The 15224-nt window shown below is 50.2% G+C and carries 14 protein-coding genes; 2 read left to right on the top strand and 12 right to left on the bottom strand.

Annotated features, from left to right (window positions below):
• Positions 1-34: 34 nt before the first annotated feature.
• Positions 35-967 carry a 50S ribosomal protein L3 N(5)-glutamine methyltransferase gene (gene prmB / locus AABJ99_RS07575; protein ID WP_001298774.1) on the bottom strand — a complete coding sequence of 311 codons (933 nt, stop codon included), beginning with the start codon at positions 965-967 and terminating at the stop codon, positions 35-37.
• Between the two features lie 164 nt (positions 968-1131).
• Between prmB and smrB the strand changes: the two genes are divergently transcribed.
• Positions 1132-1683: an endonuclease SmrB gene (gene smrB / locus AABJ99_RS07570; protein WP_000730533.1), complete on the top strand. Its 552-nt coding sequence runs from the start codon at positions 1132-1134 to the stop codon at positions 1681-1683.
• Between the two features lie 57 nt (positions 1684-1740).
• On the opposite strand, the gene AABJ99_RS07565 is transcribed toward smrB, so the two are convergent.
• From AABJ99_RS07565 to yfcZ, 11 genes are all read right to left on the bottom strand, one after another.
• Positions 1741-2580 (bottom strand): StfH/YfcO family fimbrial adhesin, encoded by an 840-nt coding sequence (locus AABJ99_RS07565; RefSeq protein WP_039020352.1) that lies wholly within the window; start codon positions 2578-2580, stop codon positions 1741-1743.
• 1 nt (position 2581) lies between these two features.
• Entirely contained in the window at positions 2582-3121 is a 540-nt protein-coding gene (locus tag AABJ99_RS07560; protein WP_039020351.1) for a fimbrial protein, read from the bottom strand.
• Positions 3118-3606: a fimbrial protein gene (locus AABJ99_RS07555; protein ID WP_039020350.1), complete on the bottom strand. Its 489-nt coding sequence runs from the start codon at positions 3604-3606 to the stop codon at positions 3118-3120. The genes AABJ99_RS07560 and AABJ99_RS07555 overlap by 4 nt, the downstream gene beginning before the upstream one ends.
• Positions 3603-4118, bottom strand: coding sequence for a fimbrial protein (locus AABJ99_RS07550; RefSeq protein ID WP_039020349.1), 516 nt, complete (start codon positions 4116-4118; stop codon positions 3603-3605). Before AABJ99_RS07550 ends, AABJ99_RS07555 begins: the two co-directional genes overlap by 4 nt.
• Positions 4119-4133: 15 nt before the next feature.
• Complete coding sequence (locus AABJ99_RS07545; RefSeq protein WP_039020348.1) at positions 4134-4886, bottom strand: fimbria/pilus periplasmic chaperone; 753 nt, start codon at positions 4884-4886, stop codon at positions 4134-4136.
• Between the two features lie 19 nt (positions 4887-4905).
• On the bottom strand, positions 4906-7542 hold the full coding sequence (locus tag AABJ99_RS07540; RefSeq protein WP_039020347.1) for a fimbrial biogenesis outer membrane usher protein: 2637 nt from the start codon (positions 7540-7542) through the stop codon (positions 4906-4908).
• Positions 7543-7626: 84 nt separating this feature from the next.
• On the bottom strand, positions 7627-8187 hold the full coding sequence (locus tag AABJ99_RS07535) for a fimbrial protein (RefSeq protein ID WP_039020346.1): 561 nt from the start codon (positions 8185-8187) through the stop codon (positions 7627-7629).
• Positions 8188-8735: 548 nt separating this feature from the next.
• Complete coding sequence (gene sixA / locus AABJ99_RS07530) at positions 8736-9221, bottom strand: phosphohistidine phosphatase SixA (RefSeq protein ID WP_001195813.1); 486 nt, start codon at positions 9219-9221, stop codon at positions 8736-8738.
• Positions 9222-9423: 202 nt separating this feature from the next.
• Entirely contained in the window at positions 9424-11568 is a 2145-nt protein-coding gene (fadJ, locus tag AABJ99_RS07525) for a fatty acid oxidation complex subunit alpha FadJ (protein ID WP_039020345.1), read from the bottom strand.
• Complete coding sequence (gene fadI, locus AABJ99_RS07520) at positions 11568-12878, bottom strand: acetyl-CoA C-acyltransferase FadI (RefSeq protein WP_032303470.1); 1311 nt, start codon at positions 12876-12878, stop codon at positions 11568-11570. Before fadI ends, fadJ begins: the two co-directional genes overlap by 1 nt.
• A gap of 181 nt (positions 12879-13059) precedes the next feature.
• On the bottom strand, positions 13060-13344 hold the full coding sequence (gene yfcZ / locus AABJ99_RS07515) for a YfcZ/YiiS family protein (protein ID WP_001296261.1): 285 nt from the start codon (positions 13342-13344) through the stop codon (positions 13060-13062).
• Between the two features lie 371 nt (positions 13345-13715).
• Between yfcZ and fadL the strand changes: the two genes are divergently transcribed.
• On the top strand, positions 13716-15056 hold the full coding sequence (fadL, locus tag AABJ99_RS07510; protein WP_338387525.1) for a long-chain fatty acid transporter FadL: 1341 nt from the start codon (positions 13716-13718) through the stop codon (positions 15054-15056).
• Positions 15057-15224: the final 168 nt, after the last annotated feature.

Genomic DNA, 15224 nt, shown 5'->3' with positions numbered 1-15224 from the left:
CACGGCTCCGTTATTGTTGTGTTTGCGTGTTTACTTAATCTTTATAAATCGCGAAATGTTCTCGTGCAGCAATAAGCTGCTCTTTGGTGAGCATAAACACACCATCACCGCCGTTATCAAACTCCAGCCAGGTGAACGGAACATCCGGATATTGTTCCATAAGATGTACCATGCTGTTGCCGACTTCACAAATCAGCACGCCATCATCAGCAAGGTAATCTGCCGCATTACCGAGAATACGACGCGTCAGTTTCAGGCCGTCAGTACCAGATGCCAGACCCAGTTCCGGCTCGTGACGGTATTCATTTGGCAGGTCGGACATATCTTCCGCATCGACGTACGGCGGGTTAGTGACGATCAGGTCGTACTGCACTTTCGGCAAGTCCCGGAACAGATCGGAACGAATCGGGATGACGTTGTGGATCAGACCATGTTCTTCGATGTTCTGTTCAGCAACCGCCAGCGCGTCAGGAGAGATGTCTACCGCGTCGACTTCTGCTTCCGGAAAGGCATAGGCGCAGGCAATCGCAATACAGCCGCTTCCGGTGCACATATCTAAAATGTGCTGCGGTTGCTTGCTGATGAGTCCGGCAAATTTATTGTTGATAAGTTCACCAATCGGCGAGCGCGGCACCAGCACACGTTCATCGACGTAAAATTCATGGCCGCAGAACCAGGCTTTGTTGGTCAGGTAGGCCACCGGAATGCGTTCGTTGACGCGGCGGATCACGCGCTCAACAATACGGTGTTTTTCGCTGGAAGTCAGACGCGCGGTGCGCATATCTTCCGGAATATCCAGCGGCAGGTAGAGCGATGGCAGCACCAGTTGTACGGCTTCATCCCACGGGTTATCGGTGCCGTGGCCGTACCAGATATTTGCCGCGCTGAAGCGGCTCACCGACCAGCGCAACATGTCCTGAATGGTTTGCAGCTCATTTACTGCTTCGTCAACGAAAATTTTATCCACGTATTCCTCCAGGGCATGGTCGCATTAATTTCGGCGGCTAGTTTGCCATGAAGATGACGATAAATCAGCATTCACGCGCGGTGAGTGAGGAAAAATACGTTTAAAACGATCGATTAGACGACGAGTCGGGTAAACTGTAGGAAAATTAGAAATGAGAGATGTAAATGAAAAAGAAATCATCACTTAGCGAGGAGGACCAGGCGCTTTTTCGCCAGTTGATGGCGGGAACCCGCCAGATAAAGCAGGACACCATTGTCCATCGGCCGCTGCGTAAAAAAATTAGCGAAGTACCGGTCAAGCGGTTAATTCAGGAACAGGCCGATGCCAGCCATTATTTCTCCGATGAGTTTCAACCGTTATTGAATACCGAAGGTCCGGTGAAATATGTCCGTCCGGATGTCAGCCACTTTGAAGCGAAGAAACTGCGCCGCGGCGATTATTCGCCGGAGTTGTTTTTGGATTTACACGGTTTGACGCAATTGCAAGCTAAGCAGGAACTTGGGGCTTTGATTGCTGCCTGCCGTCGTGAACATGTGTTTTGCGCCTGCGTGATGCATGGTCATGGTAAGCATATTTTGAAGCAGCAAACGCCGCTGTGGCTGGCACAACATCCCCATGTGATGGCGTTTCACCAGGCACCGAAAGAGTACGGCGGTGATGCAGCTTTATTAGTGTTGATTGAAGTGGAAGAGTGGTTGCCGCCTGAGTTGCCCTGACATCATTATCAACATGCACTTTCACCGACCAGTTATCTGGTCGGTGAAAGATTAACACTACAATTCGTTCAGCACATACTGGAAACGGCACGTAGAATCAATCGGTTGCCGACTGCTGGTATTTACCTTCACCACAATGTCGTGTAACTGTTTATCGGTAACTGGATGGCGTGTCGGTGTGACAGTCACCGTTGATTCGTCACAACCGTAAGAAGTGAAGGTTAACAACTCAGAAACCACGCGGCAGTACGCGCCACGCGGATCAAAAACACTTCCATCACATAGCTTTCCATCCTCCATCAGGTAGGTCGAAAGTGTAGTGGTGATTATCGTCCCTGTGGATTTTAGTTGTAACAGTTTACTCTTGCTCACAGAGCTCTCATTCCAGGAAATATCATATGAAGCAACCGGGATCGTTGGGCATACTGTGGCATGAGCTGTTGGGCCAGTGTATGCCGTAGTCCACCGCTCTGTTGTGATTGCATAATACGAGGAGATCCACGGACACCCATAGTCATCAGACTGGACCGTGACTTTAAACGTCATAAAAGCACACCGATACCAAGCCGTATCAATACCAGGACAAAATGCGTTACTCACGGGCCCAAAATCATCCAGAATCAGAACAGGGGCAGGACCACTTCCTGTCCACGAAAGCAGCCTGGCTTCACTGCCCTTGTAGGTTGCGGAGTTATACGAACCATAAGCGACCTCATTCGGTGTTAACACTGACACGTAGAAAGTCATTCCGGCAAGATACTGTGTAGCCTGACCATAATAAACTTTGACACTATTAAAACTTGCGCTCATTAGCTTATCTTTGGCATAACTGGCGGGGGTTATGAAGCTTGATGCTATAAAGACCAGGCTTAAAAAAAACAACGTCCATTTTCTCATCTTAAATATACTCAAAGGTTGCGGTTAAGGAGGCGGTAAAATCGCCCATCGTCACTTCCCGACCGCTTTTCGCCTGTAACCAGGCCCTGAAATTAATGTCATTACTGCCATCGCTAAGCGTAAATTTCGCCCCGGTTGGGTCGTTAATCGCCACCCGTACCCCGTCCGTCGTTTCCATCCCAATCCCGACGCCCTGCGCGGTTGATGTGGTATCCAGCGCCAGGAAACCGGGCTGCTCACTGTCTTCCGTACCGGTAAGAGTCACCTGGACCTGATAACTGGCAGGCCCCTTACAATCTTTCAGCTTAAACACCACCGGCACGTGCGCAGACTCCCCCGCGACCATAAGATCCCGACGACTGATAGTCGGAAAATGGACTTCGGCCAGATTTCCGCTCTCTACCACCAGCGTACAAGAGCGGCTGAGTAAGTTGCCGAAAAAATGCAGGTTGTTGTCCACGGCCAGGGCACGCGTGCAGCCGATCAACAACAGGCCCGCTAACAGCCCATAGCCGAGCGAATAAATGCGTTCTGTCTTCATTGATAATCCACCCGCAATGTTGCATAGGCTGAAAACGTGGTATCACTCAGCACCGCATCGGCTGACTTCACTGGCACGGCTTCCAGCTTCGGCTTTTGGGTAAAATCGATGGCGTTAATAGTAAGCGGAGTATTCGGCTTAAAAGGCTGACCATCGTGCTGAAGTTCAATACCAAAGCCGGGAACGTCTGTTTCGATAGCCGAGTCATTGTAGGCGGTCTGCGTACCCGTCCAGGTGAGTGTCATATTCCACTCGGGATCGCGCGTGTCAGAGTCACAGCTCAGGCCATATACCACTTCCTTGCGACCATAGTCTCCGTTGATACTGTCGATGATGAGATCACGAAATTCCACTTCGAGGGTCTTTCCATCGCTGATAGCACAGGCAGGCGGTGCCACCAGCGTACCTTGGAAGGTGATGTCATCCCCAGCCGCCAGCGCAACGCCACCGCAGGTGCAGAGTAAAAGTAACAAGCGTTTTTTCATTGGTAATCCACCACCATCGTCATACTGGCGTTAAATTCCGCTGGCGTAAGCTGCACTCCGCTCTGTTTTACCGGCACCGCTGTGAGGTTGGGCAACTGGTTAGCATTAAAATCAGACCAGTTACCTTCACCCACTCTGAACAGGGAGTTATCGTCACCATTTTCAATGCGAATACCCAGGCCGGGTATTTCCGTCGCAATGACAGTTTCCCCGTTAATCACGGTGGTAGGGCCTTTAAACTGCATCCGCAGATCATCAAGGCCCACCGCCCTGTTATCACAGTTCAGGGTATAAAGCGGCTCCGTGGTGCGGTAATTCGTGCCATTGATTTTGCTAATGTAGACTTCGCCAAATTGCACATTGCTCCCCTTTACGGAACAGGGCGGTGGCGCATCCACCAAAACGCGCAACGTCAATATCACCTGTTTACTTTGTCCTGCGACAGCAATATTCCCCATCAGCCAGCCGCTCAGGAGAAAAATGCCCGTTCCCACCAGAAACGTGTATTTCATAAGACTCTCCCGGCATCAGCCTTTGCGGCTTTGCTCTGCATCCACCTGGCAATTATTGCCAGTGCATTTAAAGTTCAGCGACATTCGCGCGCCGTAGTCGTTGACGTAAGTCAGCACCGGCACAGTGTCTATCTTCACATTCAACGGTGCGGACGATTTCGGCGGCATGACCAGCGGCGTAAACCCGGCTGCCGGATTACCATTTTTCTGTGTGCTGGCATTGCTGATAATCACGTAATACGGCGTGGGGTTATTGACGGTGAACGCCTGGCCATTGCGGGTTAACGTCACCTTGTGCTGCCACGGCTCCCTCATGTCAATTTTTGCCAGTGCCTTGGGTCGCCAGAACAATTTGATACGCGTTTGCAGGGCAATTTGCAGCGTATTAGGTTTGTTCGATTTTGGCGGGATTTCACGCACGTTAAAGTAGAACATGCTCTCACGATCGGCCGGTAACTTGTTGATATCCGGCATTCCCTGGACTTTTACCTGACCATTCATCATCGCATCAATACGCTGTACCGGCGGCAGTACCGTGAGTGGCGAACTGATTTTGTTGCCCTTTTCGTCCTCCATCCAGCTTTGCGCCAGGTAGGGCTGCTTCAGGTCGTTATTGCGCAACGTGACGCTGATAGATTTGTCACCTTCATTGAAGATCAGGCGTGTGCGGTCGGGCGTCACCGATGCGTGGGTTGTAAAACTGGCGGCCGCCACCAGCAGCGCCAGCGCCGGGATAACTCTTTTTGCAGAGCGAGTCAATGTATACATGGATCAATCCTTAATCACGTTATTGGTTTGCTGAAATAGCCATAGGTTCCGCACCAGGTGTGACCTGCTGCGTCTGTTCCTGAATTATCGGTTTAACCTCTGCCGGAGCCGCAGGCATCACAGTGCCTTGTTGCTTGCACGGCAGTAACAGGCCGTTGAACAGGTCGGCGGGCAGCGGGTCTGGCAGTGAAATCTCACAGTGAGGTTCGCCATTCCATGAGACACGCATGTGTTCGCCCGCTTTTACCCCGGCCAGATAGACGTTGCCGTCATCATCAACCAGGCCGACCTGCTGGTCATGTTCGTTACTCACTTCCGCACCGAATGGCGGATAACTGCCATCACTCATACGCAGGACAGCCATCGCCTTTTGCCCACTGATGACCGCAAATTGACGGTAGCCAATGGCACCTTCGGTAAGCGTCGCCTGCACGACAGACTGCGTGGCTTCGGCGTTTTCTGGCAGTTTGGTCAGGTCAATCGTGGCCTGGTTACGGTAGTAGTTATTGACGTCGGCAACGACGGCTTTGCCAAACATATTGGTATATATCGCTGCACTATTTCCTTCGACCGGTACGTCAGCAACACCGTCAGCATCAATCAGTAATCGCGTACCGCCCATATTTTGAGTACGGTGCAACGCACCACCGTGAGCCGTGAGCGTAGCGCCGCCCTGTAGCGACAACCCGGCAGAGGTGTACTGTCCTTGATGGTAGTTAGCATTGAGATCCACATGGGCCATTGAACCGTCACGGCTGTAATAACCATCCACGCTGGAGTGATTTTCACTGTTGCCAACGTTTATCTGATAATGACTGGCATCATCGATACGGCTGAAATACCCCACCTGGCTGCTGTCTGAACCGCTGCCATAGTTACCGTTGTAACTCACAACGCTGCTATCACTCCACGGCATACTTAAGGAGATATAGACGCCTTTGTCTGCGCTGTTGTCATACTCGTAGCGATAACCGGTCAGAGAGATACTCATGTTGCGAATGCCGCCCATATTGAAATAGTGGGAGAGCATTACGTTGTAGTTGGTCTGTTCATCACGATCCCAGTAGGTGTGACGCGTATAGTTCAGGTAAACAGAAACACCGGCATCCCTGAAGTTCTGGTTATAGGTGGCGGTGTACATCTCTTTATCATTGCCTGAGCGGACCATTGCGCTGTCATTCGCGTCCAGGTACTCGCTCATGGTCATATAGTTCTCTTCCGAGAAGCGGTATCCGGCGAAGGTGACGCGGCTGTTGAGTTCATCAAAGTCTTTGGAATAACTGACCCTGAATGAGTTACCGTTGAGCGTGCTTTTTCCGTAAGCGGTCGAATCGTCAAGTCGGGTATGCGAGTGGGTGATATCGAAGGCCATCGCACCGAAAATGGAGAGATCGCGACCAATCCCAAGTGCGGCTGACTGGTAATTTTCATCGCCAAGCGCCCCGCCATACAGCGACCAGCCGTTTGCTATCCCCCAGGACGCTTCGCCAGCGGAAAAGAACCCGCCCTGTACATGGTGCCCCCACTCCTGTGGTCGCCCCATCATAACCTTGTAGCGCACCTGGCCCGGGCGAGTGAGGAACGGCATGGAGGCAGTGCTGATGTCATACTCCTGCACCTGACCGTTCGCCTCTTCAATGCGCACATGCAGCGTACCAGAGCTAAAATCGGCGAGATCCTGGATACGGAATGGTCCGGCTGGCACCTGGGTTTCATAGATTACGCGCCCGGCCTGGCTGATGGTGACTTTCGCCGCCGTATGGGCCACGCCAGAAATATCCGGGGCATAGCCGCGCAGATTCGGCGGCAGCATTTGATCGTCAGTACTGATGCTACCGCCAATGTAGTTAAAGCCATCGAAAATATCGGAATCGAGGTAATCTTCACCGAGTGCCAATTTGGCTTTCAGGCTCGGTAACGCGCGCCAGGCGTAGTAACGGCTCCAGTCCCAGTTTCTTTCGGTGCTGTCTTGCGACTCTTCATCGTTACTGCGAGTATGCTGATAATCGCTCTGCCAGTCGGCTCGCAGGCGCCACGGCCCGAGGTTAACGCCAACCGTACCGTTGCCGCTGATATCGTTGCTGTCATCACCGCCATTTTCTTCGTGTCGGGTTTGGGCGTTGATGCTGTAATCGGCAATTAAACCTGAGATGCCATCATCCCAGCGCGAGGGAGGGTCCCAGTCGACATCGCTGTATTCAAGATAAGCCTGCGGTAAGGTGATAAGAAGTGCGGACTGGCTTAAATCAGCGCGCATTTCCAGACCGTCAAGTTGGCCTGGCTTGAGGCATTTACCGTCGTGAACCCATTGCAAATTGTTCGCAATGTCTTCTTTAAAACCAAGCTGTGCCACCAGTTCTGGCGACAGACAGGCGTAAGTCTTATTGGCGTCATTTTCTGTTGCATACCAGTAAATATCATATTCACCGGTTAACGGCTGTTTATTAACCTCAACCTGTAAACTGTATTTACCTGGCTCAACATAACCCTGGCTTGAAAAGCGTTTTAAATCGATTTTCGTGTCGCCTTTTAATTCCAGAAAACGGGAATCAAACTGAATATCTTCATCAGCCCAGGCATTGATATGGCATCCAGAGATGGCCACGGCAACGCACCAGGGAAGCGCCCGTAAGCGGAAAAGGGAATGGTCAGGCATACACGTATTCATCCGTGATTATTATAATAAGTTCAAAAACTCGCTAAAATCCCCCATAGCGCGATGCTATGGGGGTGAATTACCTTAGAGATAGGTAATCTGGAAGGTGGTATTCGCTTCAAAACCACCCAGGTCAGGCGTACCAGCCGCACCGACTAACCAGGCTTTGAAGTTCAGAGTCTGTTTAGGTTTGCCTTTATTGGTTGCTGAGTCATTTACGATCGCCTGTTTAATGCCAGCACCGCTTTTATAGGAAGTACCTTGCTTATCACCAATCGCCAGGCTTACATTGTTAAACGCAGCACCTGTATCGGTATTAAAAATGGTGTAGTAATTATCGTTTCCTGTAGAAACGGTACCGGTGAACGTCGTTTCCATGTTCGTTTGGGTATCAAATACGCAGTCCTGTAAACGAATCTGAAAATCTTTCGGCGTGGTAGTCCCGTTGTTTTTGAGTGCTTCTGCACCGATGTTACCCAAATCCACTTCCAGTTTGTGATCGTCTGGAACGATAGAGCACGGGGAGTCTTCAATGGTGCCATAGAAACGTGCAGTACCGTTGTTGCCTGCAGCAAATGCTGACGTGGAGACAACTGCGCCCATCACCATTGCGGCAGCAATGGCTGTTTTGGCAAACTTACTCATTATTTGTCCTTAAATCATTAAAATGTATAATACAAGCAACTGACATAATATTATTGTATATATTATGTCTGACGCTTTTAGTTAACCATTGAACATCATATGTCCCAAATAATCATAGAATGTAAACAGATATTCTCTGGTGTGTCGTTATGTTGGTCTTATCCTTAAAAATAATCAATGTAGCAATACTTAAAGACTTTATGTAGATTTAATTAATCAATACACAACCAGAATATCTCACTCGCTTTTCAATAAAAAAAACATGCGCATTATCAAAAAAAAGAAAAGACATCATAATCAATGTGAATGCATTGAATATAAAAACCACTGAGATAATTTATAATGATTTTGCAATTATTTATTGATAAGATTAAATCTCAATTAAATTAATTAATATATATTCAAGATACAAAACCATTATTCCACTGTGTTATTACCAGTTTCAATAACAAGAAAGATAATAAAATTCGTGATATGTAAAATATGATCACAATTAGGACAGAAAAAATTTGCCCGGTATACGCGTACGCAACCGGGCATATGAGCTTTTAAATTGCTTTTGCCATCTTCAGATTACACGGGCTCATCTGCCAGTTGAATTGACCGTTTCCACTTTCATCAAGTGTAACGCTGGCAATCGCTGAAGTGGTAAACATAGGCGGCGTTTCGCCCGGACATAACTCGGCAACCAGATACCCGACTAATGGTAAGTGGGAGATAACCAGTACCGACTCGACACCTTCGTTGGTCAGTGCCTGGAGATACGCACTGACCAGACCAACATCGCCACAGGGCGTTAGCTCAGGCAGAACTTCTACGCTGGAGGGCAGGTCCATACAATCCGCCACTTCTTCCAGTGTTTGCTCGGCTCGCAGGAACGGGCTCACCAGAACACGTTCGATTTCCACTTTTTGACCTTTCAGCCAGTTCGCCATCAGGCGAGATTCGTCACAACCATTAGTGGTCAGAGGACGAACCGAATCACTGGCGGCATCGAGGGCTGCGTCGCCGTGACGCATGATAAAAACTTGCATATTGCACCGCTTTTGTTAACCAGATTCGCCCGTCGTGTTTCATCTGAAACCAGAGAAACACGACGGTGGCCGGCATTGTGCCTTATCCATTCACCGAATGAAACGCTGTTTTTTACCTCAATGGCGTAAGTATAGTCAATATGCGTTTACATTTTGACCAACGCTCCGCCATTCAGCGCGGATTCATATAACTTTGACCTTCTTATTGCAGGTCAGTTGCAGTTGTTTTCCAAAAACTTTCCCCACGCTCGCTCATCTCAACTAAACGATCGCAAGGGGTAAAACGAGAACCGTACCGCGCGGTCAGACGTTGCATTATTGCAACCACTTCTGCCGCACCGAGAGCGTCGATATAGCGAAATGGGCCACCGAGAAACGGCGGAAACCCAATTCCAAATACCGCGCCGATATCCCCGTCACGCACGCTACGGATAACCTGCTCGTCCAGACAACGTACTGCTTCATTCAGCATCATCATCACACACCGTTCAGTAACCTGCGGTGCGGAGAGTCGCCCCTGCCCTTGCGCGCCAATCAGCGGATAAATAGCAGGATCGACCTGTTTTTTGCTTTTACGCCCTTTCGGCCCATAAAGATAGAAACCCCGACCATTTTTTCTGCCTTTGCGATCGTCATTCAAAATTGAAGAAACAACATTTGCAGGCGCGCTAAAACGTTCTCCATAAGCGGCTTCCAGTACAGGAATAATTTTAGTCCCGGTGTCGATTCCTACCTCATCCAAAAGTTGGATTGGTCCCACCGGAAAACCAAACTTGACCAGTGCGGCATCGATATGCTCAACCCGTTCACCTTCAGTCAACATGCGGATAGCTTCATTGATGTAAGGCGCTAAAATGCGATTGACATAAAACCCGGCTTTGTCACGCACAACAATTGGCGTTTTTCCCTGTTTTTTCGCCAGTTTTACCGTTGTAGCGATGGTTTGCGCCGAGGTCCCCGCATGGGGAATGATCTCCACCAGCGGCATTTTTTCTACCGGGCTGAAGAAATGAAGACCGATAACCTGCTCCGGCCGCGAGGCGTGAGCGGCAATATCACTAATTGGTAAAGATGACGTATTCGAAGCGAAGATGGTATGAGTGGCGCAATTTTCCTCTACTTCCGCCACCATCTTTTGTTTTAATTCGAGATTTTCAAACACCGCTTCAATAATTAAGTCACGATGGGCAAAGCCGCGATAATCCGTTGTTCCCGAAATTAATGCCAGCTGTTTGTCACGTTCGCTGGCTTTGAGATGTCGGCGGCGCACTTTGCCCTCCAACTGATCCCAACTGTACTTCAATGCATGATTTATGCCCTGCGGGTTGATATCTTTAATTCTGACCGGCAAGCCCGCTTTACAAGCAGTAACATAAGCAATACCGCCCCCCATCAAGCCACCACCGAGAATCCCCACGCTGTTTAATGGCGCAGGCGGCGCATCACTGCCGGGATCTTTCTTCACTTCCGTACTGGCAAAAAAGATACTACGCAGAGCCTGCGATTGTGGTGTCATCGCCAGTTCACCAAAGGCACGGGCTTCCGCGTCATAGCCGCTGCTGGTGCCTTGCGCTAATCCGGTTTCGATGACTTCAAGAATGCGTTTTGTCGCCGGATAGTTCCCCTGAGTTTTCTGCTCTGTTTTCTTGCCGACCATTTTGAACAACAGTGCACGACCTAGCGGCCCCGCCAGAATGCGCTCGCGTACAGGTAGCGGGCGGGAAGATAGTCGATCATGCTTTGCCAACTCAACGGCGGATTCCAGTAAAATGGATTGCGGAACGACGTCATCCACCAGCCCCAGCTTTAATGCCTGTTTCGCCCGAAGTTGTTTTCCAGTGAGGATCATCTCTAATGCTGTGCTGACACCTATCAGGCGCGGTAAACGCTGGGTGCCGCCTGAACCTGGCAATAATCCAAGCTGAACTTCCGGCAAGCCAAGCACCGTTTTAGGATCGTCACTGCAGACGCGGCCATGACACGCCAGTGCCAGTTCCAGCCCGCCCCCCAGGCAAGCGCCATGAATAGCCGCGATAACCGGAACAGGCAGAGCATGAATCTCCGCCATTAACTGTTGCCCCTGCCGCGCCAGCTCTTCCGCTTCTTGCACCGTTTTGCAGTTGCCGATCATGTTGATGTCTGCTCCGGCGATAAAGTTGTCCGGTTTCGCTGAGATAAATACAACTCCACGTAATTCTTTGTTTTCGCGAAGTTGCTTAATAATGGCGCGCACCTGCGAGGCAAACTCCGCCTTCAGGGTATTCATTTTCTCACCGGGAACGTCGATGGTGATGACTGCAATGTTGTCCAGACGAACATTAAGAGTAAAAGCTGATGCCATTTCCATTATTCCGCCTCCAGAACCATTGCTGCGCCAAGCCCACCCGCAGCACAGGCGGTCACTAAACCAAATCCACCACCGCGACGGCGAAGCTCATGCAATGTCTGGGTAATCATCCGCGCTCCAGTCGCTGCGAAGGGATGCCCGTACGCAATGGAACCACCAAGCACGTTAAATTTACTATCGTCCACTTCACCAGTAGCATGGGAACGCCCCAGTACGTCGCGCGCAAAACGTTCGCTGCCAAGCAACTGAATATTAGCCAGCGTCTGGGCGGCAAAGGCTTCGTGCATGTCAATCAATGTCAGATCGGCCATCGTCAATCCAGCGCGTTCCAGCGCCAGCGGCGTTGACCAGGCCGGGCCGAGCAACATGTCCTGCCAGACATCAATAGCGGTAAATGCGTAGCTACGCAGATATCCCAGCGGCACCAGGCCCAATTCTTTCGCCCGCGATTCAGTCATCAGGATCACCGCCGCTGCGCCATCGGTCAGCGGTGTACTGTTTGCTGCCGTTACCGTCCCGTGTTTGCGATCAAACGCCGGACGCAGCTTTGCGTAATCAGCAAGCGTGGAATTGCCGCGAATATTGTTGTCTTCCGCGAGCGGTTGTTTATAAGGAGGAACGTAGGCGGTCATTACCTCTTCTTTGAGTTTACCTTCTGACCATGCCTGAGCAGCACGCTGATGTGAACGGTGCGCCAGCGCATCTTGCTGTTCGCGAGTAATACCGTAGGTTTTCGCCATTTGTTCGGCGGTGTCGCCCATCCGCAAGCCTGTGGAATACTCCGCCACCGCAGGCGGTACGGGCATTAAGTCACGCAAACGCAGGCGAGAAAAAAGTTTCAGTCGTTGGCTCATCGTGCGGGCTTTGTTGACATCCACCAACACGCGCGCCAGTTTTTTACTAACACCAATGGGCAATACGGAAGAGGAATCTGCCCCGCCGGCAATCCCCGCACGAATAGTTCCCGCCATCAGGCTTTCGGCGACGTTTGCAACCGCCTGAAAACTGGTAGCACAAGCGCGGCTGACGCTGTAAGCATCGGTATGGACATTCATTCCGGTGCCAAGAACAATTTCACGCGCAATGTTGGGGGCTTCAGGCATTTGTACGACCTGACCAAAAACAAGTTGTTCAATCACTTCGGCGGGGATCTCGCTGCGTGCCAGCAATTCGCCTACGACCATCTTCCCCAAATCAACAGCGGGAATGCCATGAAAAGCCGTCGCCTGACGGGCAAAAGGCGTACGTAAGCCGCTAACAATGGCGATACGATCGCCCTGGCGGGTAATCAGCGGTAAAACCTGACCCATAACACTCCCCTGTAAAAAAATAAATAAAGTGGTCTGACCTGATCATAGTCTTAACCATTTTTTTACATTTAGCCAAGTGGAGAAAAGGGAAAGTGGGAGCTATGACACAGAGAGAAAAGAGGAAGAGAAAATAAAAACGCCCCCGCCATGAACTGACAGGGGCGTATATACCCGAGAGGAATTAACGCAGACCCAGCTGGAAGATCAACATTTCAGCTTCGCAGGCAAAAGTGAAATCGATATCCAGGCGCACACCGTCAGACTCTTCAGTGAAAGTCGGGGTGATTTTGCAAGGTTCGGATTCAACGCTACGGGCTTTTTCAGTCAGCGCCGCCAGCGTTTGTTCTGCTTCTGCGCGGTTTGCAAACACGCGGCTGTAAGACGCGGTGCAGTCGGAGTTGTCCATAATGGTGCCAACATCCATACAGCAGCAAACCGGGGTTTCATCAGCACTACATTTACTCATCGTTGATTTCCTCTGTATGTGCACCTAAGGTGCCAGATAAACGTTGGGGATATTTTACGCTTCCGGAAAGTACTGCTCCAGTTGTTAATTCTGCAAAATCGGATAAGTGACCGAAATCACACTTAAAAATGATCTAAAACAAAATTCACCCGAATCCATGAGTGCGCCACCTCCAAATTTTGCCAGCTGGATCGCGTTTCTTAGATCATATTTGAAAAAATATAGAAACATACTTGCAACATTCCATCTGGTCCGACCTATACTCTCGCCACTGGTCTGATTTCTAAGATGTACCTCAGACCCTACACTTCGCGCTCCTGTTACAGTACGTAACATAGTTTGTATAAAAATAAATCATTGAGGTTATGGTCATGAGCCAGAAAACCCTGTTTACAAAGTCTGCTATCGCAGTCGCAGTGGCACTTATCTCCACCCAGGCCTGGTCGGCAGGCTTTCAGTTAAACGAATTTTCTTCCTCTGGCCTGGGCCGGGCTTATTCAGGGGAAGGCGCTATTGCCGATGATGCAGGTAACGTCAGCCGTAACCCCGCGTTGATTACCATGTTTGACCGCCCGACATTTTCTGCGGGTGCGGTTTATATAGATCCGGACGTAAATATCAGCGGAACGTCTCCGTCTGGTCGTAGCCTGAAAGCCGATAATATCGCGCCTACGGCATGGGTTCCGAATATGCACTTTGTTGCACCGATTAACGACCAATTTGGTTGGGGCGCTTCTATTACCTCTAACTATGGCCTGGCAACAGAGTTTAACGATACTTATGCAGGCGGCTCTGTCGGGGGTACCACCGACCTTGAAACCATGAACCTGAACTTAAGCGGTGCGTATCGCTTAAATAATGCATGGAGCTTTGGTCTTGGTTTCAACGCCGTCTACGCTCGCGCGAAAATTGAACGTTTCGCAGGCGATCTGGGGCAGCTGGTGGCTGGTCAGATTATGCAATCTCCTGCTAGGCAGACTCCTCAGGGGCAAGCATTAGCAGCTACCGCCAACGGCATCGACAGTAATACCAAAATCGCTCACCTGAACGGTAACCAGTGGGGCTTTGGCTGGAACGCCGGGATCCTGTACGAACTGGATAAAAACAACCGCTACGCATTGACCTACCGCTCTGAAGTGAAAATTGACTTCAAGGGTAACTACAGCAGCGATCTTAACCCGGCTTTTAATAACTACGGTTTGCCAATTCCTACCGCGACAGGTGGCGCAACGCAGTCGGGTTATCTGACGCTGAACCTGCCTGAAATGTGGGAAGTGTCGGGTTATAACCGTGTTGATCCGCAGTGGGCAATTCACTATAGCCTGGCTTACACCAGCTGGAGTCAGTTCCAGCAACTGAAAGCGACATCAACGAGTGGCGACACGCTGTTCCAGAAACATGAAGGCTTTAAAGATGCTTACCGCATCGCATTGGGTACCACTTATTACTACGATGATAACTGGACCTTCCGTACCGGTATCGCCTTCGATGACAGCCCAGTTCCGGCACAGAATCGTTCTATCTCCATTCCGGACCAGGACCGTTTCTGGCTGAGTGCAGGTACGACTTACGCATTTAATAAAGATGCTTCAGTCGACGTTGGTGTTTCTTATATGCACGGCCAGAGCGTGAAAATTAACGAAGGGCCATATCAGTTCGAGTCTGAAGGTAAAGCCTGGCTGTTCGGGACGAACTTTAACTACGCGTTCTGATAACGCGTTAGCTTAGTTAAAGTCACCTGCTATGCAGGTGACTTTAACTCCCTCTCTTCACCGAAAGTAGTTTCCTCATTGCTTGCCTCCTGAGTTTTGCAAACAGCCTGATGGCAGCTTGCCCTTGCAAATCTGTAAGCGTTATCCGCAGACAGACGTCAAGGGAAA

It is taken from the genome of Escherichia coli (assembly GCF_036503815.1).
GTDB lineage: Bacteria > Pseudomonadota > Gammaproteobacteria > Enterobacterales > Enterobacteriaceae > Escherichia > Escherichia coli_F.
Note: the sequence above shows the minus strand (reverse complement) of the source record. Positions and strands in the feature narration are given on the sequence as shown.

Excerpts from the sequence above, each read along its gene's own strand:
- AABJ99_RS07545 (WP_039020348.1), bottom strand. The coding sequence starts at position 4,886 with ATGTATACATTGACTCGCTCTGCAAAAAGAGTTATCCCGGCGCTGGCG.
- fadL (WP_338387525.1), top strand. The coding sequence starts at position 13,716 with ATGAGCCAGAAAACCCTGTTTACAAAGTCTGCTATCGCAGTCGCAGTG.
- AABJ99_RS07550 (WP_039020349.1), bottom strand. The coding sequence starts at position 4,118 with ATGAAATACACGTTTCTGGTGGGAACGGGCATTTTTCTCCTGAGCGGC.
- fadI (WP_032303470.1), bottom strand. The coding sequence starts at position 12,878 with ATGGGTCAGGTTTTACCGCTGATTACCCGCCAGGGCGATCGTATCGCC.
- sixA (WP_001195813.1), bottom strand. The coding sequence starts at position 9,221 with ATGCAAGTTTTTATCATGCGTCACGGCGACGCAGCCCTCGATGCCGCC.
- smrB (WP_000730533.1), top strand. The coding sequence starts at position 1,132 with ATGAAAAAGAAATCATCACTTAGCGAGGAGGACCAGGCGCTTTTTCGC.
- AABJ99_RS07540 (WP_039020347.1), bottom strand. The coding sequence starts at position 7,542 with ATGCCTGACCATTCCCTTTTCCGCTTACGGGCGCTTCCCTGGTGCGTT.
- AABJ99_RS07560 (WP_039020351.1), bottom strand. The coding sequence starts at position 3,121 with ATGAAGACAGAACGCATTTATTCGCTCGGCTATGGGCTGTTAGCGGGC.
- fadJ (WP_039020345.1), bottom strand. The coding sequence starts at position 11,568 with ATGGAAATGGCATCAGCTTTTACTCTTAATGTTCGTCTGGACAACATT.
- AABJ99_RS07535 (WP_039020346.1), bottom strand. The coding sequence starts at position 8,187 with ATGAGTAAGTTTGCCAAAACAGCCATTGCTGCCGCAATGGTGATGGGC.
- yfcZ (WP_001296261.1), bottom strand. The coding sequence starts at position 13,344 with ATGAGTAAATGTAGTGCTGATGAAACCCCGGTTTGCTGCTGTATGGAT.
- AABJ99_RS07555 (WP_039020350.1), bottom strand. The coding sequence starts at position 3,606 with ATGAAAAAACGCTTGTTACTTTTACTCTGCACCTGCGGTGGCGTTGCG.
- AABJ99_RS07565 (WP_039020352.1), bottom strand. The coding sequence starts at position 2,580 with ATGAGAAAATGGACGTTGTTTTTTTTAAGCCTGGTCTTTATAGCATCA.